Consider the following 20368-nt stretch of genomic DNA (forward strand, 5'->3'; position numbering starts at 1 on the left):
CCACCTTAGGATTAAAGTTCACTTGAAGGTCAAGCATTTATTTCGGTCATTGACCTTCAAGTGGGCTTTAAGCTTATAGTGATGCCGTGAACAGCGGGTGGACACTATGAAAATTGGGGAACTGGCTCGGCAAACAGGCTTGGCTGCATCGGCGATACGCTTCTATGAATCGAAAGGGTTGTTGAAGGTAGGGAGGCGGCAATCGAACGGCTACCGCGAATACCCGGAGGAAGCGGTAATGGTGCTGACGATCATCAGCGATGCGCAGCATGCAGGCTTCTCGCTTGAAGAAATTGCCCAGTTGTTGCCGGACGAGGCTTCGGCGTGGAAGCACGATGAATTGCTTGCGGCCCTGCGCAAGAAGATCGCCGACATCGAGGTGCTGGAACAGCGCCTGGCGCGCAGCAAGTCCGAACTCCAGTCGCTGGTGGAACTGATTGATTCAAAGCCCGCAGATGTTGGCTGCAAGGAGAATGCCGAACGGGTGATGGCCGCCATGGAAGGGCGCAGGAGATCGACGCTGCCGAAGCAGCCCTGAGCTGTCTCTGTCTTCCGGCAACCAATGTACCGTTTGACTTTCGAATCAGCGTTGCGCCGCGTCGCTGTCAAAGTGGAGCATGTGCTCGACATGCACCTTGATCTCGCCATTCAGGCAGGCCAGTTCCGAGCGCAGCTCACGCGCCGATTCATCGCCAATGCCTTTCACGGTAATACAGTGATCGTAGCAGCCTGCGCGGCGCGAGATAACCCATTTCTCGATTTGGGCGTTTGAGTTTTTCAGCGTGGCTTCCAGCTGGCCCGCAACGGGTTCGTTGGTTCCCAGCGAGAGATGGAACGTGTGGGTCATGCGGAACTGGTTGCGCCAGGCGCTGAGGTCCAGGGAGGAAGCAGGGGAGGTGTGAGTTGTCATGGTTTCTCCTGAGAGCTTGGCCCGATTCGGAGCAAACCATGTCGCACCCGCTTCGTTGCCGTTAATAGGCCGCATCGCCGTGATGGCTTCCACCTTGCCCGGGGAGGCAGGTTGGCGTCGAAAATTCGACTCTTGATGCTGATTAGTTGATAACAAACGTCGCTAAACGAATTTCGTTATACAGAACTTGCGTTCAATATAGCGGAATTTCTTTGGTTGAGCAACAAATCATTGTAGTGGTGAGCAAAGCACTAATATTTCACCTGCCAGCCGCTGGTAGAACTGCAGTAGACCACGGAGAAATGACGCTCCAGCCAAGGCGGGTATAGAGCGCCCGACCATCCTCGGTCGCCACGAGCAGCCGTTCGGTTACGCCGGCTTCGGTCGCGAGGGTATCGAGAGAGTGCATGACGACACTTCCCAGGCCGCGGCGTCGATGGGATTCTGCGGTTTCGATCTGGTCGAAGATGGCGGTCTGGCCGTGCAGCACAATACGGCCCGACGCTGCCAATTCCTGGCTTTCGTGAAACACTCGCACAACGTGCGCGCCGTGTTGGGTTTCGACAGTAGTCCGGTAACCCGGAGGCATCGCCACTTTGATGTTTGGCTGCGAAGGTCCGGCCATGAGGTAGCCGCGTCCTTCAACACTCCAATGCGCTGGCAATGCCCGCCGCAAGTCCTCCGGCTCGACAGGGGCCTTGAGGAAAATGAATGGTTCCCGTATGCGATCCGCGCATGCTTGAAGTGCTTGCCCTGCATCGGCAAACACGTAGCGCCGCAATTGCGCCGGCATGCCGACTTCAACGACCAAGCCACCATCGTAGGGCACTGGCAATGGCACGCCGCGCGACAAGCTCCAGCCCATAAGCCAGCGTTCGATCAGCGCAAGGTCGATATTCTTCAAGCCGGTTTCTCCGATTGAGATCAGGACGTTAGCCTAACATCAAACGCGCGCCGTTGCTTGGAGCCTCGCCGCCCAACCGCCGCCTTTGCAGTGGCAAGGCAAATTCCAGATCAATCGGGGGTAGGCAAGGGGCGGGTCAGCGCGCGTTCATTTGGCCTCGCAGAAGCTGTTGCCCGGACTGTCTCCTGGCACGTATCGAAGTTGCTCGATGTCGCGAATTTTCAAGTAGGGCCCTTCTTGCCGATCGCTGTATCCAACCAGGATGACGCATGCGTCTTGCCTGAGAACGCTGTATAGCTCGTAGAAGTGGCCAGCTTTCGGCTGGAAACTGGAGGTGATGCGGCAGGCGTAATCGCCTTTGGTAAGGTAGGCCGTAAACGTGAGCTGGCGATCCGCAGATAACTGCAAGGGATTTTCAAGCCGCCGAACGCGCCTTGGCGAACGGCAGGTGTTCGGGTCGTCATAGATGACAAGACCGGAGATCGCAGCGGAGCCACCAACGGCAACCTGAAGTTGTGCAGTCCTTCCTTCAGTGGGAGAAACGAAGTCTGGAACAGGGCTGTACTGCGCGGCTGCCGGCAAAGCTACAGCCATCAGCCCAACTAGAGCGAAGTGAGTGAAGTTGAACACGAAATGAGACTTTGATGTCACGAGCGACGCACAAGGCGTGAAAAATAACCCAGATCATCCCATGCAGCTGCGCCAGAAACGATTGCCTGGGCAAGCTCGGGAGCCAAAGCGTCCGCTCCGATTTGGCCCATAAGACTGAGCATACTCACTTGGTATCCCGCCACTATTTCAGCGCGTCGCTCCGGACTATGCCCAGACCACATGTAACCCTTGTCGTTGTACATTGCCGCTATTGAGGTAACCTGACTTTTTCGGACACTCTCGTTTGTTAAACTTAGCAACGGGAGAAGCATTTATGAAATCGAAGACATACACACCGGAGTTCCGGGCAGAGGCGGTCAAACTAGTCCTCGCACAGGGACTGACACTGGAGGAAGCCGCGCAGCGGCTTGACATTCCTAAGGGAACACTGGGGACTTGGGTTAACGCTGCAAAGCGAAGCAATGATACTGGGGCTGCTCCCGGTAGTCGCAGCGTGGCGGAGCTTGAAGCGGAAGTGGCTAGGCTGCGCAAAGAATTGGCCGTTGAACGCATGGAGAAGGAAGTGCTAAAAAAAGCAACGGCGTACTTTGCAAGGGAGTCGCTGCCAGGTACGCGTTCATGAAGTCGGTGCGACTCGACGGATACCCGACGGATTTGCTTTGCAGGGTCTTCAATGTCTCTCGCAGCGGCTTTTACGCATGGCAGGGGCGCAAGCCGTCGCGCCGCGCTCAGGAGGACGCCAAGCTGAAGGTGGCGATTCAGGCCGTGCATCAGCAATCGCGCGAAACCTATGGCACGCTGCGCGTTCATCCTGAACTCCAGGAGCAAGGATTTGAGGCCGGGCGTGATCGCGTCGCCAGGTTGCGGACAGAACTTGGTCTGCGCTGCAGACAAAAGCGCAAGTTCAAGGCCACCACCAATTCCGGGCATGACATGCCGGTCGCGCCGAACTTGTTGAACCAAACGTTCCTGCCGACGCGGCCAAACGAAGCCTGGGTGGCAGACATTACCTACATCGCGACTGAGGAAGGCTGGCTCTATCTGGCCGGCGTGAAGGACGTTTTCACCTGCGAGCTGGTGGGGTATGCGATGGGGCCACGCATGACGCAGGACTTGACGGCGCAAGCCTTGTGGCGGGCTGTGCGCAACAAAAGACCGGCGGCGGGATTGATCCATCATTCTGATCGCGGCAGTCAATACTGCGCCGAGAAATACAGGAAACTGCAGAACCAATTCGGAATGAAGACTTCGATGTCGCGCAAGGGAAACTGCTTCGACAACGCGCCGATGGAGAGCTTCTGGGGCAGCTTGAAAAATGAGCTGGTTCATCATCGTCGCTTTGCATGCAGGTCTGAAGCGCAGGCGGCCATTACGGAGTACATCGAGATCTTCTACAACCGCCAACGGCGTCATTCGCGCCTTGGCTACAAATCGCCGGCACGCTTTGCGGCAGACTTCAACAAGGAAGTGCTGGCAGCTTGAGACGAGAGTGTCCACTATTGACAGTACACCTCAGTACGCCCAACTATGAGGCATTCCATGGCTTCATGATTTGACCGTTCCAGGGCGTAAAAAGGTACCCCGATGAAGCATCCTGTAAAGCGACTTGGGCTTCCATCAGCGAGTTAATTTCGTCCAGAGCCGCATCCAGATCGGAAATAAAGAGTTCGAATCGAGATCCGCACTTAGACAGAAACTGTTCGTGCTCCGATCCTTGGCCAATTTCCTTTGCCTCCAGCAAAACATGAGGAAGTTGGACAAGCGTGATCTTAAACTCCTGTGATCCAAGCCTTTTCGCGAATAGCGAGCCCCCGCTCGATCTCACGTCGAAGTCGTATTTCGTAAGTTCTTGCTCCGCTTGCTGGAGTGAGGACGAACCTTCGGGAAAGAAGATAAGGCATGTGCTATTCAATGTTTGCGCTCCTACGTGCGTGCTAATCGACGGCTTGAGCGCGCAACCCGCAAGCTATCCGATTGGCTTTAAGGTTTGGCATTTGCGTCCACCCGCTTGAGCCGAAAAAGTTTATGAAGCACCCACACGAAAAGGCTAAGCAGGACAAGGAACGACGCTTGCAACGAGTACACTTGAACCGTTGAAGTGCAGCCCCGAGCGCAGACTGAGATATTGAGCGCAGCGGAAAAAGCTAGCGCGGCGATCAGTACAGCCAGTATAAGGAAGCGCTGCAACTTCGTCATGGCCAACGAATAGGTTCAGCTGCGTCGAAGACGTCGGTTGGAACACTTGGTTATGCGGATTCAGTCATTCGAGCGTAACCAAGAATGGTTAGGAACATGCAGCCAATGGCGATGCCAATAACAAGCGCTGAGATGAGACCCTTTTTCCAGCTGGGCAGTGAGTCCCAGTTTGTTGCTGCGTTGAAGAGAGACTGGCCTCCGACCAGTTCAATCGCTCCAACCAGCGCATAGGCGCCCATTATGACCCATACTGCCATTTATGTTCACGGACCACATAACGGCGCCGATCAAAGTCAAGGGCAACGCAATCAGGAGCTTTTTTTTCGCCGAGGATTGCGACAAAGTAGGTTTGGTGGGTTCAGACGTGTCGTTTGAAAAATCGGTCATAGGTTCCTCTAAGTGGCATAACATTGGACGTAACCGGCCGCATCAGCGCGAAGCGATGCGGAGGTCTGGTTGACGGAGCTGTAGGAAGTGTCAGGCGCTGCGTTTATTTTGCTTCGCATTAAGGCCGATATAAAACACCTGCGTTCCTGGTGGAACGTCGTCCTTCGTGATTGGATGAGGTACTGAAATTGGCACGTAGATCGTCGTGGGCCGTGGTCTCTGGCCGTAGTTGATCGTCTCCACTCCGTGGACTCTCGTTTCGATTGATTCGCCGTTCGGCTTGACCAAACGAATTGGGTCACCCACGCGTACCGGTGGGAGACCGGGCGTGGGGGCTATGCCGGGAGCAAGCACGCAGCCGCGCCCAGAAATTTGGAACGCTTGTTCCACGGTGAAAAGAATCGGCAAGTCCACTTGGTGCGCCTTTCGTCAAAATTCAGCCGCGCTGCAGGCGTCGGCCGCAATGCATGGTTGGGGTGTAGCCACCATCCTAAGGCGGGTTTGCAGTTCAATCGTCATCAAGAGCATCCAATCCGTCCAAGACTCCTTCGCGGCGCGCAGGATCACGAAGCTCATGCGCTGCGAAAAGAGCGCCAATCAGTGAAATAACTCCAATCAGAATGCACCAAACGATACCAGCGCCTTCAACCAACCCAAAGTGAAAAACGAAGATTGATCCAACTAGAGCCAACGCAAAGCCAGTGAAAATCGCTTTCCAACGCCGCTCGAATCGGGCGAATTCTTGTGCGTTCATGCGCTCGCTCATTCCATCCTCCAACGTCGAGCTCAGCGGCGACGCTGCGAAGCAGCGGCGTCGGCAGGTTGAAAAAGCCACGGCTCGCCTTTTGTGCAGCCAAGCATAAGGCGCCTTTGAGTAAACAAAAAACGGCTTACGCGAGAACGTAGGTCACCAATTCGGAAGGACCAAACAGGTCTTTCGCAAATGCGCAGGCTCCATTGATCATTTGTGCCGTAGAACCTGAAATTCAGCTCAAGTTCGGCCGGGCTTTCAACATCTTGAAGGAACCCGAAGTAGTCAGGAGTCGACACGATGTCTCGGATTCTTCCCTCGTCGTCAATCAGATGAAACCAAGTACTCACGCCGTCAAAGTAGTCGTAGTTTGTAACAAAAATGGTGAAGGCGCCGCACAAAAACTGTGCGGCAATCTCATCTCCATCGACCACCACCCGGTTGGTTTTCCATCGCGAACCAACCGGCGTTTGAACGCTCTGAAAGGGTACCAAGCGGGAAGCACTTGAAGTGAATATCGTTCAATCGGTTTCATGCGAATTTCTACGCCGAACGTGGCGCTAACCGGCGGCTGGAGGGTGCAGCGCGTAAGTCGTTCGGTTGAGCTAGATGTTGGACGCGCGCGTGAACTGGCCGAGAAGGCTCAGACGATAGCGTGTCCGCGAATGCGTCAACACGAACCGGAGCAAAACGCGCATGCTGGCACCTGCCACCGACCTGGGAGCAGCCAGCGGCCCAATCGCCACCGATAGTCACGGAGGCCGAGCAGTGGGCCTTGGAGCCAAGCGGAGAGGACGAAGCGTGCATCATGTTCACAGCGATGACCAACGTTACCGATCAGCGGCGCCGTCAGGCGTCCGCTGGATTGAATGGTTGGGCGGATTTAGCTGGTCGAGACGTTTTCCAACGGCCGGCCAGGGCTCCAGACCGAATTGATGCGACAACTTACTTAGCGCTGCGCTTTGATCTTCGGCAGTCTGGATTGCGCGAATTGCGCCTTCCATATTGTATGCGAGCTGTTCCAGTCCGAAGTACCCGTAGACGCAGCCAAGAGCGAGGAATTCCTCAATGTTCGCTCCGACAACGATATTTGGCCCATCAAAGGCCATAGGAACAGTCATTACAATGGGGCCGACGTCACCAAGTGGGACGTTGAACTGAACGCCATTGCCACCAGTTGACGCAAAAGTGACGTAGCCAAACGGTGACGCATCATAACCGCTCGACGCAAGCAACTCGTCTACACGAAGGCCTTCGTCTTCGAGCTCTGTTCGTTCAGAGTCCGATAGGCTTCGAAAGTAGTTTTGTAGATCAGAGATGTTCATAGCGCTACCGTATTGGCCCAACGTGGCTGTTCAGCGGCGCCGGTAGGCGTCCGTTGGAACTGGAGGTTATGCCAAAGCGTCATTGTAAGGGGCATCGGGTTTGGCGACGGAATACCTGGTTAAGGAGCGGCAAGCGAATCTCAGATATGTTGGGGTTGTGCTTGAACTCTTCGATCTGGCGCAGCTCGTACAAGTAACGATCCCAGAAAGAATTCCACTTCTTTGTTTTTTTCGGAGACGGGACATGGAGCTTCCAATGCACACGAACGCTCTCGCGACCGCAAAGCGGGCAGAAGAAAGCCTCGATGTTTTGATCTTTGCGTTGAAGTTTGCGGCAATGGAGGCACGCGAATGTTCGATTACTCATGATGCATAACGTTGGACGTAACCGGCCGCAGCAGCGCGCAGCGATGCGGAGGTCCGGTTGACGTGAAGGTTAGACTTTTCGCGCAAAATCATTGCGTCCTCTCCCAATGAATGCCAGGGAACTTCGTTTCGGCATGCGCAATCGCAGCATCGAGCGTCACAAGGTTTGGAATGAGGTTGCAGAATACGCCAGGAGCCCCCGCCATTTCGTATGCAAGAAAATAGCAAAGTTCCTCGCGATCTTCGCGAACATCTTCATCATCCTCGTAGTCGCCAGAGCCCCAAAACTCTGCACTTTCGAGAACTCGAACTTCGACCGGCACCGAGCCATCATAGAGCCAAGTGCCTTGTCGAAGAATTGGCCAGGTATCAGTATCGGGCATGGTCTAACGTTGGACGTAACCGGCCGCAGCAGCGCGCAGCGATGCGGAGGTCCGGTTGACGGAATTGTTGGGCGATTTTAGGCAAGTGCTCACTTGGGGTTGATCCAGTGACGAATAGCTTTCCCGCTGTGACATACCATGATGTAGGTTTGGCCACCGAACTGGCTTTGGCAACACCCGACCTCCCAACCTTCCTCATTAATTTGCAACGTAAATGCAGGCTTCCAACGCAAGGAATTGGCATTTGCGTATTCACGAGCAATCACCAACGCGAGCGCGGGTTCTAGTCTGTCCGATTCGTCTACGACCCGCCCATTCTCGCCGTTGATCCGAATGATCGATTCATTCTCAGCTTGAACTTGCCACTCACCTGCATCGAAGCCAATAAAAAATGGCGGTCGCCATGCCCAGCTTCGATCCTTTGCGGTGGCGCAAGCAGTTCTAAACACTTCGATTTCATCAATGGTCATGGCTGAAGGGCCCAACGTTGGACGTAACCGGCTGCAGCATCGCGAAGCGATGCGTAGGTCCGGTTGACGGAATGGTTGGGTCTATTCCAAAGCGTATGCGAGTTCAAATGCTCCTCCTCGATTGGTCGGCTGCCAGCCTTTGGTCAGGGCCTGTCGAATCGCCCGTTCGACCACAACTGGAGTGATTGGAACGAAATCTTCATTCATCCAATTGTCTGGGCGAACTACATTGAGCTTCACCAACAGCGTAGTCAGTCCGCCGTTTTCAAGATCTACAGCGAAAGTCATTCCGGCCTGTGCAAGTGCCTGATCATAAGTGGGGCGTGGCCGAACAGTCCATCGATAGGGTATGGAATCAACAACCACGCGACGACTGCCTTTTCTTGCGATTGCCATAGAGTTAGTTGGCCCAACGTGGTGCTAACCGGCGGCTGGAGCGCGTAGCGCGTAAGCCGTCCGGTTGAGCTAGATGTTGGACACGCGCGTGAACTGGCCGAGAAGGCGCAGCCGATAGTGTGTCCGGGAATGCGCCCACACGAACAGCGGCGAACCGCGAGTGCAGGCCCCTGCCACCAAACTGAGAACTGCAAGCGGCCCAAATGCCGACATTGGCCGCGCTGGCGGATTTGCCAGCGGCCCAAGCGCCAGAAGTAAGAGCTGAAGTCTGCATCATGTTCAAAGCGATGACCAACGTGGTGCTAACCGGCGGCGGAAGCGCGCAGCGCTGTAGCCGTCCGGTTGAGCTAGATGTTGGACACGCGCGTGAACTGGCCGAGAAGGCGCAGCCAACAGCGTGTCCGCGAATGCGCCGGCACGAACAGCGGCGAACCGCGCTTGCAAGCCCCTGCCACCAAACTGAGAACTGCCAGCGGCCCAAACGCCGGCATGAGCCGCGCTAGCAGATTTGCCAGCGGCCCAGGTGCCAAGCGTAGAGGACGAAGCGCGCATCATGTTCACAGCGATGACCAACGTAAAGTCGACGTCAAATTAACGTTTTAAGAAATTTCATAATGCCGTTGATTGGCAATCAATGCAATGCCAAGCCCCAGGTTTTGGCAATCTGCGCGCACAAAACCTCCCAAACTTAGATAAAAAGCGTCGATCGGTAGGCTTCGAAGGCAACTACGGCTGAAGGCGAGCAAAAAAGATGGGTGTAGTTGAATTACGTCGCACCAATTCAGCTTGGTTGAGTAAACAAGAGCTAAGGAGCAAAATCGATTCGCTGTTACGTAGTGGAAGTACATAAACCAATAAAATAGGAAGACTATATGAAAGTTCGCCGTGCCCTCGGGTTGGCGACGTTGGGCTGCGCCATGCTTGGCAGCCCGCTCGTCGTTCAAGCCGCTATCAATGCCAACAATCTCGGCGCCGCCTATGACGCCACGAAATCCAGCATCAACTTCAAGATCTACTCCAGCCGTGCCACCCGCATTGACCTGTACCTGTATGGCGCCGCCACCGGCCAGCAGGAAAAAGTCAGCTTGCCGATGACCCTCGGCACGGGAGGTATCTGGAGCCTGAACGTCACCAGCAGCCAACTGGCCGGCTACGGCATCACAGGCACCGTCTACTATGGCTACCGCGCCTGGGGACCGAACTGGCCCTACAACGCGGCGTGGACCAAGGGCTCATCAACCGGGTTCATCGCGGACGTCGACGCCAATGGCAACCGCTTTAATCCCAACAAGCTGTTGATCGATCCCTATGCGCTGGAGATCAGTCACGATCCGACCACGGCCACCATGAGCAACGGCACGATCTACGCCAGCGGCGCGTTATACCGCAACATCGACAGCGGCAGCAGTGCTCCGAAAGGCATCGTGCTGCAGGGCGATGCGCAATCGATCGGCACCAAGCCCACGCGCGCTTTCAAGGACGACATCGTGTACGAAGCCCATGTGCGCGGGCTGACAAAGAACGACGGCAGCATCACGGCCGCCTATCGCGGCACCTACAAGGGCGCGGGGTTGAAAGCGCCATATCTCGCAAGCCTTGGCGTGACCGCGGTCGAATTCCTGCCGGTGCAGGAAACCCAGAATGACACCAACGATGCCGATCCGAATTCAAACACGGGCGACAACTACTGGGGCTATATGACCCTGAACTACTTTGCGCCGGACCGACGTTACAGCTACGACCGGACGGCCGGCGGCCCGACCCGCGAGTTCAAGGAGATGGTGAAAGCCTTTCACGACAACGGCATCAAGGTGTATATCGACGTGGTCTATAACCACACTGGCGAGGGCGGCCAGTGGAATGCCGGCGACAAGACCACCTACAACATCTATGGCATGCGCGGGCTCGATAACCCAACCTATTATTCTCTGACCAGCGACTTCCAGAATTCCTGGGACAACACCGGCGTGGGCGGCAACTACAACACACGCAACACGGTGGCGCAGAACCTGATCGTCGATTCGCTGGCTTACTGGCGCGACATGCTGGGAGTGGACGGCTTCCGCTACGACCTGGCTTCGGTGCTGGGCAACACTTGCCAGCATGGCTGCTACAACTTCGACAAAATGGATAGCGGCAATGCGCTCAACCGCATCGTGGCGGAGCTGCCGGCACGCGCGGCCGCTGGCGGCAGCGGTGTTGACCACATCGCAGAACCATGGGCAATCGGCGGCAACTCTTACCAGGTTGGCGGCTTCCCGGCTGGCTGGGCAGAATGGAACGGCATCTACCGCGATGTGATCCGGCAGGACCAGAACAAGATGGGGCAGGTGGCCATCACCCCCGGCACGCTTGCCACGCGTTTTGCGGGTTCCAGCGACTTGTATGGCGACGATGGACGCAAGCCCTGGCATTCGGTGAACTTCATCACGGCCCATGACGGCTTCACGCTCAAGGATCTGTATAGCTGCAATTCGAAGAACAATTCCCAGGCCTGGCCTTATGGCCCAAGCGATGGTGGCGAGGACAATAACAACAGCTGGGACCAGGGTGGCGTTGCGGGCGAGCAGCGCAAGGCCGCGCGCAACGGCATGGCGTTGATGTTGTTGTCGGGTGGCGTGCCGATGATGGTGGGCGGTGACGAGTCGCTTCGCAGCGTCAACTGCAACAATAATCCCTACAACCTGGACTCCGTCGCTTCGTGGCAGAACTGGAGCTGGACTGCGGACCAGTCCAATTTCCAGTCCTTTACCAAAGGCCTGGTCGCCTTCCGCAAAGCGCATCCGGCGCTGCGTCCTGCGAACTTCTATTCATCGACGGACGGCAACGGCAACGTGATGGAGCAACTGCGCTGGTTCAGGCCGGATGGTGCAGTGGCCGATGCGACGTATTTCAATGACAACAATAACCACGCGATTGCCTGGCGCATCGACGGCAGTGAATTTGGCGACAGCGCTTCCGCCGTCTATGTTTCCTACAACGGCTGGAGCGGCAATGTGAACTACACGCTGCCGTGGCCGGGTTCGGGCAAGAGCTGGTACCGCGTGACCGACACTTGCACCTGGGCCGAAGGCGCCGGCCAGGTTCGCACGCCAGGCGCGGAAGACTTCATCGGCGGCGAAAACTATGTCTACGGCGTTTGTGGCCGCGGCTTGCTGCTGCTGATTGCGAAGTAGAAAGCTTGGATGGGTAAAACGCCGACGCTGTGACGCCGGCGTTCCGCTATCGGCCTGGTTGCTGGCCGCTGGGCGGCGTTGACGTTCCCGGTGTGTTGGCCGGGCTGGTCGCAGGCGTCGCGCCGCTGGCGGGGGCCGTTGGCTGCGTGCCCTGGGTGGCGGCGCTGCCGCCGCTGGCGCCGCTGGTCGAATTGCCGGCGCCGGTGGCAGGCGGGCTGGGAAGCGCGGCTGCTGGCGCTGGTGCGGTACCGGTGCCGCCAGTATCCGGCGTGGTCTGGGTTCCGATGCCTGTTGGCGGGTTGGCAGGGCTTTCGGCGTTATGTTTGCTGCAGGCCGGGAGGACGGCTGCAAGCAGGGCGCCCAGCATCAGGGCGCCCGCATGGCGGAGAATCGGCATGGCAGGGCCTCCGTTCTAATAAGTTGGGCGTCGATCGCGCTGCATGTCCTTCTGGTCTGTCTTGTCGGGCACAGTGGACGGCGGCTGGGCGGCGCCTGTGGTGCCTTGCGTGCCGCTGGTCCCGCTGGTTCCTGGCGTGGCTCCGCTTGCTGGCGTTGTCGTGGTGTCTGGTGCTGGCGTCGTGGAGTCGGACGGTGGCGTGGTTGGCGTCACGGGTGCCGGGGCAGGGGTTGCCGGCGGCGGCGTTGGCGTTGTTGTTTCTGGCGAAGTTACCGGCGCAGGCGTCGTGTCTTCCGTGCGGTTTTTGCAGCCGGCCAGGCCGGCGGCCAGGACTGCGCCCAGCAACAGGGCGCCTGCTTTGCTCATGGTGTTCATCTTGAATCTCCTTTATTGGGCAGCCAGCACCCGCAACAATGCCGGTACTTCGGCTGCAATTTCACGCGCCAGGTAGCCCAGTGGGCCGCAACGCAGCGCCAGTTGCTCGCCGGCGGCCGCGTGCAGCACCACGCCCCAGGCCGCAGCCTGTTCCAGCGAAGCACCACGCGCCAGCAGCCCGGCGATGATGCCGGCCAGGGTATCCCCCGAACCGGAAATGGCCAGGCCGGCATTGCCGCCCTGGTGTTGCCACAGCTTGCCGTCCGGCGTCGCCAGCACCGTGGTAGCACCTTTCAGTGCGAGGACGGCATTCCAGCGGTCGGCAGCGGCTTGCGCGGCGCCATGCGGCTCCCGCTCGATATTGCCGCGCACACCGCCCGTCACTCGCGCCAGTTCGCCGGCGTGGGGTGTCAGCAGTACAGGCGTGGAAAAACGGAAGTGCTCCCAATCGACTGCTTCGTCCAGCAAATGCGGCTCGCCACGCGGATGTACCGCGCACATGGCGATGGCATCGAGTACGATGGGAATGGCGCTGAAGCGCTGCAGCAGCTGGTGCACCAGTTCCACGCAGCTGGCTTCGTCCTCCATGCCGGGGCCGACCAGCAAGGCATCAGCCTTGCCGGCCAGTTCAGCGAGGCGGCGCGCGCTGTCGGCCTGGAAGCCGTGTGCCGCGGTTTCGCCCAGGCTGATCACGCGTGCTTCGGGGATGGCGGCGCCCACTTGCGGCGCCACGCTGGCAGCGGTAGCGATGGTCAGCTTGCCGGCACCGGCGCGCAGGGCCGCTTCGCCGGCGAGGATGGCGGCGCCGGGCATTTCCGCCGAGCCGGCAACCACCAGCACGTGGCCGCGCACCTCCTTGTCGCCATCGAAGCCGGGTTGCGGCAAGGGCCAATCGCGCAGCAGGGCGGGAGCCAGTTCGATCGGGGCGGCGTTGCTCATGGTTTCGGCGCGGCCGGGACGTCCGGCTTGTCGGTGACGGGGGTGCCGCTGTCTTTCAGCGGGGCGACGAAGTTTTCCAGCTCCAGCACCAGCTTGCCGCGTTTGCCCGCTTGCGGATCGAACTGGTAGGAGGTCACGCCGCAATTCGGCACATCGGCCGCGCGGTCGATGGCGAGAATGGTTTCCTCATCCAGCCGCTCGACCAGGTAGCGGAAGCAGTTCACGATCACCTGGTGGCCGATGATCAGCACGCGCTCGCGGCGGTATTCGCGGGTGATGGTGTCGAGCACACTGCGCAGGCGCAGGATCACATCGCACCAGCTCTCGCCACCTGGCGGTCGGAAGTAGAACTTGCCGACGTGTTTGCGCTGTGCCGCCAGGTCGGGGTATTTCTCAGAGATGCCCAGTGGTGTCAGGCGATCGGTAATGCCGAATTCCTTTTCGCGCAGGCGTTCATCGGAGACCACGGCCAGCATGTCCTCAGGGCCGAGGCATTGCAGCACCGCTTGCGCCGTCGCGCGGGCGCGCAGGTAAGGCGAGTACAGCACGACATTGGGCTGCTGCCCGGCGGGCAAGGCCGCGAACCATTGCGCCAGTGCGTCCGACTGGCGCATGCCCAGTTCGGAGAGGGGGACATCGACATCGCGCTCGGCAATGTCGATCAGCAACTCATTGGCAGCCGTGGCAGCATCACGCGCCACGTTGCCGGCACTCTGGCCGTGGCGCACAAGCCAGATCTGTTGCGGCCATTTTTGCTCCATCGCATACCTTTCGGTGGATAGCCAAAAGCCTATGGTAAGCGATGCGATGGCAGGGCGGCACACAATCCCCGCCAGCAAGAATTACAGCCGCGCCCGTGTCACACCCTGGGGTCACACCCCAAGTGTGACACGGGCTCAGCCAAGCCGTAGTCGAGGCCGTGTCACTTTCGGGGTGTGACCCCAAGGTGTGACACGGGCTCGGCTGGTGGGGCGGCTTAGGGGTTCCAGCCGGCGCCGTTGTTGTAGGCGGCGAAGAGTTGGGCGCGGGTGGCGAAGCCGGCAGCGACGTCGGTGGCGCTTAGCTGGTAGCCGCCGACGCGCGTGGCGAGGTTGAGTGGGGCGCCGGACAGGTCGGTGCTGCCGTACTCGCGCCAGCCGCTGCCGGCATTGGGCACGGCCGGGCTGGGCGCGGGTTGGCCGTTGACGCCGGCACCGGCCCAGCCGACTGGCGCAACGTGGCTATCCATCTGGCAGTTGATGAAGGCGATGTTGTCCCATACGCTTGCGTTGCCTGAACTGCGTGCCAGGTAGGTGGCGCCGTTTGGCACGTCGCCGTGCGCGGGGCCAGGGCCGGGGCCGTGCGTCAGGCGGCTGTTGAGGAAGACGTAGCCTTTGTCGCTGGCATTCGGCACGCGCGCTTGCAGGACATACCCGCCGCTGCTGGCGCTGGTAGTGTCGCCGACCGAGCGGATTTCGCTTTCTTCGAACAGGGCTGCGTGGCTGCCTCCCCAGATGAAGTCGACATTGCCCGCCACCAGCGTGCGGTAGAACCAGGACCAGCCTTTCAGGTTCAACGTGTCTTGTTCGCTGTAGAAGGCGGCGTCGCGCGCAATCAGCCGGCCGTTGTCGTTGTTGAAGTACAGCGTTTCCGCCTGTGCCGAGATGTTGGCGGCGCGCAGGGTGGTGTTGCGCAGGGTGAGGGTGTCGAGCAGCAGCATGTCCGAGGTTTCCACCAGCATGACGGAACGTCCACCCCCAGCAGTGGCGCTGGTGCCTGGAGCCTGGCTGGCGCCGGTGCCGGGATTGAGGGTGTCGTGGTTGGTGTATTGGATTACCGTGCCGTCGCGGCTTTCACCGCGCAGGGTGACGTTGTCCTTGCCCCGCAGGTAGAGCAGTTCGTTGTAGCTGCCGTTGCGGACCGTGACCGTGGCTGGCGTGGCCTTGTCCACGTTCTGCATCAGGAAGTTCAGCGCTCCCTGGACGGTGGCGAAGTCGCTGCCGGCATCGGCTCCGACCACCAGGTCCGGGCCCGCCGGAGCCGCAGCCTTTGTCGTGAAGGACCAGTTACCCAGCTTGCCGATGCCGACGAAGGGTGTACCACCCAGCGTGGCGCCATTGAATACGCCGTTCGCTATCGCAACGTAGTATTCGGTTGCGTAAACGAGCTTGCCGTTGTGCGGCTTGATTGTCACGACGTTGCCGTTGATCGTAATCGGATGGGTATTTACCTTGCGTACTGCCGCCTGGCCGGGGTAGCCCAGTTCATCGCTCTCGCCGGACAGCTTGATCACATCGACCAGCGCATCGTCCATCTTGCGGAAGATGCGGATGGTGCCGCTGCTGCCCAGTGATGGCGTGCTGTCGAATGCCAGGCGCAGGCTGGCGTCCACCTGGGCCTCGCCCTGTGCCGCAGCGGGAGAGGCGCGGTCGGCCAGGGTGTAGGTTTGCGTCGGTTGCACGAATTGCGCACCGATGGTGGCGCTGATCAACCGTACCAGCGTCGGGTCGCTGTCGCTGGTCACGCGCACCGTGGCGTTGCCGGCGCCGACCGGCGTCAGTGCCAGCGTGTTGCCGCTGATGCCGACTGCCAGCACCGCCGGGTTGCTGGAACTGGCGCTATAGCTGTCGGCCGATCCATCGGGCTTGACGGCGGTAACAGCCAATTGCAGCGGCGCGTCGCCCGCTTCGGCGGTGTAGCTCGTGGTGGCGGGATTGAGCGTCAGCTGCGCGGGCTTCAGGCTTGGGTCGCCAATCCGCACGTCGTCGATCTGGAAGGATTTGTTGGCGGTGTACAGGCCGACCAGCCCGCGCGCGCTGAAGGTAGTATCGGTCACGGAGCCAAGCGATTCGCCATCGAGATAGACCGTCAGCGTGCTGCCAATCATCTCAAAGCGCACGGTATAGAACACCGAATCCATATTGATTGGCTTGCGCACTTGCTTGGGGCGGGTCAGCGCGCCATTCAGCATCCTGGCGATTTCAACCTGGGTGCTGGTGTTGGCGTTCTGGACATTCAGGCCGGCGCCGTACCAGTTGCTGGCGTTGGTGTAGCGCGTAATCAGGTAGAGCTGCTTGTTGCCGGTGGTGCTGTTGGTTTGCGGCTTGATGCGCGCTTCGACAAAGTAGTCGCCGCTCGGCACATTGGCCATGGCGGCTGGCTTTAGCAGGGCCAGCACGCCGCCGGTCGTGGCGGCGGTGTACTGTATCAGCATATTCGTCGCGCCGACCGCTTCCGCCTTGACGCTGAAACTGCCGTTCGCGCCGGCCACGGGCAGCAAATCCCAGTTGGCGGAGGTGCCGGACTGGAAGTCGTCGCAGAAATACAGGCCGCTCGGCGGGCAGCTCCGGGTAAGGATCGGCGTGCCGCTGGTGTCGCCCGTGCCGCTGATGCTGATGGACAGCTTGCCGGCGCCGGCCTGCGCCAGCGCGTTGGCCTTCACCAGGGAGGTAGGGCGCACGCTGTAGGTATATGGCGGCGTCCACGTCACGTTATTGTTGATGGTGCATCCTCCAAGCAGGGTGCCGTTCAGCAGCGAGCCACTGTCCTTGAAGGCGCCGGTGGCGGCGCCGCCCGGATTGACCACGATATTGCTGCAGCCCTGGGCTCCGGTGATGTCGAACACGTTCGATTGCGACAGGATCCTGGAGTTGTAGCCGGCGCCGATGCTGTACAGGTTCGCATACACCGCGGCATCTCGGCTGCCGGTGAAATAGTTGTTAAACAGGTGGACCTGGCCGTAACGCACGCGCGGTGCGCGGCTGGACACGTTGCGGAAGACATTGTTGCTGAAAGTGACGCGCAGCTTGCCTTCGTCGGCTGTGGCGCCGTCGCCCGAACCGATCAGGTTGTTCTTGTGGTGCTCGCCGAACACGTTGTACGACACTGTCACGTAGTCGGATGCGTTGGTGATGTCGAGCGCCCCATCGTGGCATTGTTTCAGCTGGCCGTTTTCGATCGGCAGCAGGTTGTCCGTCATCGGAGCGTCAGTGAATGTATTGTGGTCGATCCAGACGTGGTCGGAGCCTGAAACGCCGATCGCGTCATAGGCCGAATTCCATGCACCATTGGCGCCGTCGTTCGGGTCCCACACCGGCCCCACGTCGCAGGGCGCAACGATCTTCAGGTTGCGGATGATGATTTGCGAGACGCCGACAAGCTGGATATGGCCGTTGACGATGCCTGCGCCGGCTCCAGCACCGACCAGGGTCGTATTGCTTTTCAAGCGGATCGCGCCGCGAATGGCCTGGTCGCCCGTGTTCGCGTAAGGCACGCCTTCAGTCATGTCGATCGTGCCGGTGATCTTGATGATCTTGGGATTGATGCCGCCGTTATTGATGGCGTTGACCAACTGGGCGCGATTGCTCACGCTGTAGATTTGCGAAGCGATGGCGGCTGAGCCGCCGGCGGTTCCGCCAGCTTGGCTTGCCCAGCCGTCGGCCGGGGCGGCGACGCGCGCCGGATCGTCGGCCGCCTGCGCGGGCAGGCATAACGCTGCAAGCAGGGCGAGCGCGATCCTGAAACCTTTGAGTTCCATAAGATTCTCCTTGGGGGAAAGGGGGACAGTGTCAGCTGCGTCGTGTGCGGCGGCGGCCTGCCGCCAGCGCGGCAAGGCCGCCCAGCATCAGTGCAGCGCTGCCCGGTTCCGGCACGGCGGTGGCATCCAGCTGGGCCGTGATGCTGGCAAATTCGGTCCAGGTGGTGCCGCTCAGGTCGATGTCGATCGAGTTGCCGTTGGCGCCCAGCGACAGGATGGGCAAGCCGCCGATGCCGCTGGCGTCAAGCAGTTTGAAGGCGGTCAACGGTGCAGCCAGGGTGCTGCCGAAGTCAAAGTGGAACTGGTATGTACCCGGCGTGACCGCGTTATTTGCGATCACGGTCAACAGGCCGCTGGCGTCGAAGTCGAAGCCGAACATGGCATCGGCGCTGAGGAATTCGACGCCGGTGCCGGTTGGATCAAGGGCGGTGGTGTTGGCGCCCGGTTCGGGTTGGAACAGGTGGTCAAGGCCGACGATGGTGTCGGGCGAGCCGTTGTAGGTGGCGGTGATGACGGCATCCTGCAAAGGTAACGGTGCTGCGTGCGCAATTCCGGTGGCGAGTACGGCAGCCACCAATGTCTCCATTATGGTTTTTCTCATCGTGTGCTCCGGTGGGGCTGAATAGGCGTGCCTGATCGGCACTGTCGATCTTATATTGGCCTGACCAATATTTCAATCAATCAGGCCAAATGTGATGCGGTCAGACCACGTTGCCTCGCGGAAATACAAGTCATTCTGTCGCGACCATTCAACACTCCACGCCACGAAGGTGTCATCGCCCGCAGCGCAGCGGCTGCAACCACAGGACGTAGCAGTGCTTAAGCCAAGGCAAGCGGTACCAGACAAGCAAGCAAGAGCGTTCCGCATAACCCGGGGGCTGCAAGACACGCCTATCGAGCATTAACTTTCGCATGACAGGGAAGCATTAATGTCAGCGTCATGCCTCATGGTGTCCGGCCTTGAGTCAGGTTGGACCATAAGACAAGTGCGCCTTCGCGATCAACTGGCGAGAGCCTCGTTGATTCCAGTACTTCCGACATATCCGAGTCTGAATACTTTGTGTAGAGCGCATAGCCATTCGAAAAGATCGAGATGCTATAAAGCGGGCCAGACGCCGACCCGCATTCAATCCAGGCATCGGGGTGGTCGGCGTCGGCTTTCTCAAAGAGCTCGTCAAGCGCGGTTTCCATTTCCGCTATTGTCGGATTGCGCAGGGAACTTCCGAATACCTTGGTGAGAGTAATCCATTCGTGCATGTGGTCCTCGATACAGATACGTGCCTGAAGCGTCAGGCTACATTCTCGAATTTGGCCGTGAAGCCAATCACTTTGCCCCCTGAAGCTTGAACAGCCCTCAGCACGAATACCTGCATTTCCGGCGAGACCGTTTCAAGAGGCATTGTGATGAACTGCGCCTTGGAAAACAACAGAAGCCAGAAGCCGGGAAAACACCATATTTCGACAACCGATGACCACTGCATGGTGGAGCTTCCAATGCCCGACGAAACTGAAAACGTCGATGCGTCGGCAGTGAAGACCGCTTGCGGCCTTCCCATGTCATGCAGCTTTGCCATCACGCTGCGATAGTGGACCACATAGATTGCCAGAACAATGGCAAAGGCAAACGCCAGAGCGGCGCCAAGGGCGCCAATGAACCAGGACGATTCACCTTCAACGAGCAGCCACACGAAGGCAATGGTGGCGAATGATAGTGCCAAAGGAAGGCTTATGCCGACTGACCGGCGCCAGAACGCCAGCACTGCTCGACGGAGGAGTTGTTTGTCATAGGTGAGCGTGGCTTGATGGGACATATTATTGGAGGCCACTGGGCCACCTGTAGGCGAGAACCATGGACTTTGGATAGAAGTGTTCCCGTACCTGTCCAAGCTGATTACCTCCGAGGAGGTAAACGAATTCTTGGTCTTCCCTCAAATAGAAGCCTACGTGTCCTTTCCAGCTGGCCGGATCATCTCGCCAAAGAACTGCAACGCAACCAGGTACCGGACGTTCAATTTCCTCACCCCACTCAAGCCACGATCTGGCGAGAGCAGACGCCGTACCGGCAATGCCCGCTTGTGCAAACGACCAATTGACGAACGATGAACACCAGGACACTTTGTCATCGTAACCTTCGATATTGGTGCCTGCGTGGTATGAATTGATTCGCGGGTTGCTCGAACCGACGGGGTATGCTGCGATCCCCAATTCGCCGATAGCGATTGCCAGCCAAGGTGGAGTGTTCAATTGAGCGGTCAACTTAACAGG

22 protein-coding genes and 1 riboswitch are annotated in these 20368 nt (G+C 59.0%); of the genes, 3 read left to right on the forward strand and 19 right to left on the reverse strand.

Annotated features, from left to right (window positions below; translation table 11 throughout):
* The first annotated feature begins 106 nt into the window (after positions 1 to 106).
* On the forward strand, positions 107 to 538 hold the full coding sequence (locus ACN9MY_RS11540; protein WP_426337363.1) for a MerR family transcriptional regulator: 432 nt from the start codon (positions 107 to 109) through the stop codon (positions 536 to 538).
* Between the two features lie 45 nt (positions 539 to 583).
* On the opposite strand, the gene ACN9MY_RS11545 is transcribed toward ACN9MY_RS11540, so the two are convergent.
* From ACN9MY_RS11545 to ACN9MY_RS11555, 3 genes are all read right to left on the reverse strand, one after another.
* Positions 584 to 910, reverse strand: a complete 327-nt coding sequence (locus ACN9MY_RS11545; RefSeq protein ID WP_426170764.1) for a hypothetical protein — start codon at positions 908 to 910, stop codon at positions 584 to 586.
* A gap of 41 nt (positions 911 to 951) precedes the next feature.
* A riboswitch (SAM-I-IV-variant riboswitch) is annotated at positions 952 to 1054 on the reverse strand.
* 115 nt (positions 1055 to 1169) lie between these two features.
* Positions 1170 to 1814, reverse strand: a complete 645-nt coding sequence (locus ACN9MY_RS11550; protein WP_426170765.1) for a GNAT family N-acetyltransferase — start codon at positions 1812 to 1814, stop codon at positions 1170 to 1172.
* Between the two features lie 147 nt (positions 1815 to 1961).
* Entirely contained in the window at positions 1962 to 2444 is a 483-nt protein-coding gene (locus ACN9MY_RS11555) for a hypothetical protein (RefSeq protein WP_426170766.1), read from the reverse strand.
* 295 nt (positions 2445 to 2739) lie between these two features.
* Here ACN9MY_RS11555 and ACN9MY_RS11560 point away from each other — a divergent pair.
* Positions 2740 to 3908 (forward strand): IS3 family transposase gene (locus tag ACN9MY_RS11560; RefSeq protein WP_426317910.1). Its coding sequence is split into 2 segments (ribosomal slippage): positions 2740 to 3007 and positions 3007 to 3908, totalling 1170 coding nucleotides; the frame shifts between segments, so codons are not numbered across the junction.
* A gap of 764 nt (positions 3909 to 4672) precedes the next feature.
* On the opposite strand, the gene ACN9MY_RS11565 is transcribed toward ACN9MY_RS11560, so the two are convergent.
* The 7 genes from ACN9MY_RS11565 to ACN9MY_RS11595 form a co-directional block, all read right to left on the reverse strand.
* Positions 4673 to 4879, reverse strand: coding sequence for a hypothetical protein (locus tag ACN9MY_RS11565; protein ID WP_426337364.1), 207 nt, complete (start codon positions 4877 to 4879; stop codon positions 4673 to 4675).
* 638 nt (positions 4880 to 5517) lie between these two features.
* A complete protein-coding gene (locus ACN9MY_RS11570; RefSeq protein ID WP_426337365.1) occupies positions 5518 to 5775 on the reverse strand; it encodes a hypothetical protein in 258 nt (85 codons plus the stop codon).
* A 20-nt stretch (positions 5776 to 5795) separates the two neighbouring features.
* Complete coding sequence (locus tag ACN9MY_RS11575; protein ID WP_426337366.1) at positions 5796 to 6254, reverse strand: hypothetical protein; 459 nt, start codon at positions 6252 to 6254, stop codon at positions 5796 to 5798.
* Between the two features lie 336 nt (positions 6255 to 6590).
* Positions 6591 to 7085 (reverse strand): hypothetical protein, encoded by a 495-nt coding sequence (locus tag ACN9MY_RS11580; RefSeq protein WP_426337367.1) that lies wholly within the window; start codon positions 7083 to 7085, stop codon positions 6591 to 6593.
* Between the two features lie 455 nt (positions 7086 to 7540).
* Positions 7541 to 7834, reverse strand: a complete 294-nt coding sequence (locus tag ACN9MY_RS11585; protein WP_426337368.1) for a hypothetical protein — start codon at positions 7832 to 7834, stop codon at positions 7541 to 7543.
* A gap of 89 nt (positions 7835 to 7923) precedes the next feature.
* Complete coding sequence (locus ACN9MY_RS11590) at positions 7924 to 8304, reverse strand: hypothetical protein (protein WP_426337369.1); 381 nt, start codon at positions 8302 to 8304, stop codon at positions 7924 to 7926.
* Between the two features lie 81 nt (positions 8305 to 8385).
* Positions 8386 to 8592 (reverse strand): hypothetical protein, encoded by a 207-nt coding sequence (locus ACN9MY_RS11595; protein ID WP_426337370.1) that lies wholly within the window; start codon positions 8590 to 8592, stop codon positions 8386 to 8388.
* 980 nt (positions 8593 to 9572) lie between these two features.
* Here ACN9MY_RS11595 and ACN9MY_RS11600 point away from each other — a divergent pair.
* Complete coding sequence (locus ACN9MY_RS11600) at positions 9573 to 11876, forward strand: alpha-amylase family glycosyl hydrolase (protein ID WP_426337371.1); 2304 nt, start codon at positions 9573 to 9575, stop codon at positions 11874 to 11876.
* A gap of 46 nt (positions 11877 to 11922) precedes the next feature.
* On the opposite strand, the gene ACN9MY_RS11605 is transcribed toward ACN9MY_RS11600, so the two are convergent.
* The 9 genes from ACN9MY_RS11605 to ACN9MY_RS11645 all read right to left on the reverse strand — a co-directional run bounded on the left by ACN9MY_RS11605 (position 11923) and on the right by ACN9MY_RS11645 (position 20359).
* Positions 11923 to 12273, reverse strand: a complete 351-nt coding sequence (locus ACN9MY_RS11605) for a hypothetical protein (protein ID WP_426170789.1) — start codon at positions 12271 to 12273, stop codon at positions 11923 to 11925.
* 15 nt (positions 12274 to 12288) lie between these two features.
* The gene (locus tag ACN9MY_RS11610; RefSeq protein ID WP_426337372.1) at positions 12289 to 12648 is read right to left on the reverse strand and encodes a hypothetical protein; all 360 of its coding nucleotides are present in this window, start codon (positions 12646 to 12648) and stop codon (positions 12289 to 12291) included.
* A gap of 12 nt (positions 12649 to 12660) precedes the next feature.
* Complete coding sequence (locus tag ACN9MY_RS11615) at positions 12661 to 13587, reverse strand: NAD(P)H-hydrate dehydratase (protein WP_426337373.1); 927 nt, start codon at positions 13585 to 13587, stop codon at positions 12661 to 12663.
* Positions 13584 to 14348 (reverse strand): histidine phosphatase family protein, encoded by a 765-nt coding sequence (locus tag ACN9MY_RS11620; RefSeq protein WP_426170793.1) that lies wholly within the window; start codon positions 14346 to 14348, stop codon positions 13584 to 13586. Before ACN9MY_RS11620 ends, ACN9MY_RS11615 begins: the two co-directional genes overlap by 4 nt.
* A gap of 215 nt (positions 14349 to 14563) precedes the next feature.
* Positions 14564 to 18103, reverse strand: a complete 3540-nt coding sequence (locus ACN9MY_RS11625) for a pectinesterase family protein (RefSeq protein ID WP_426337374.1) — start codon at positions 18101 to 18103, stop codon at positions 14564 to 14566.
* A gap of 31 nt (positions 18104 to 18134) precedes the next feature.
* Positions 18135 to 18704, reverse strand: a complete 570-nt coding sequence (locus ACN9MY_RS11630) for a PEP-CTERM sorting domain-containing protein (protein ID WP_426170796.1) — start codon at positions 18702 to 18704, stop codon at positions 18135 to 18137.
* A 344-nt stretch (positions 18705 to 19048) separates the two neighbouring features.
* A complete protein-coding gene (locus tag ACN9MY_RS11635) occupies positions 19049 to 19360 on the reverse strand; it encodes a hypothetical protein (protein WP_426170798.1) in 312 nt (103 codons plus the stop codon).
* A 32-nt stretch (positions 19361 to 19392) separates the two neighbouring features.
* Positions 19393 to 19929 (reverse strand): YcxB family protein, encoded by a 537-nt coding sequence (locus ACN9MY_RS11640; RefSeq protein WP_426170799.1) that lies wholly within the window; start codon positions 19927 to 19929, stop codon positions 19393 to 19395.
* The gene (locus tag ACN9MY_RS11645; protein ID WP_426170801.1) at positions 19916 to 20359 is read right to left on the reverse strand and encodes a TIGR02594 family protein; all 444 of its coding nucleotides are present in this window, start codon (positions 20357 to 20359) and stop codon (positions 19916 to 19918) included. The genes ACN9MY_RS11640 and ACN9MY_RS11645 overlap by 14 nt, the downstream gene beginning before the upstream one ends.
* Positions 20360 to 20368: the final 9 nt, after the last annotated feature.

It is taken from the genome of Pseudoduganella sp. R-31 (assembly GCF_049913235.1).
In the GTDB taxonomy this organism is placed as follows: Bacteria; Pseudomonadota; Gammaproteobacteria; order Burkholderiales; family Burkholderiaceae_D; genus Rugamonas.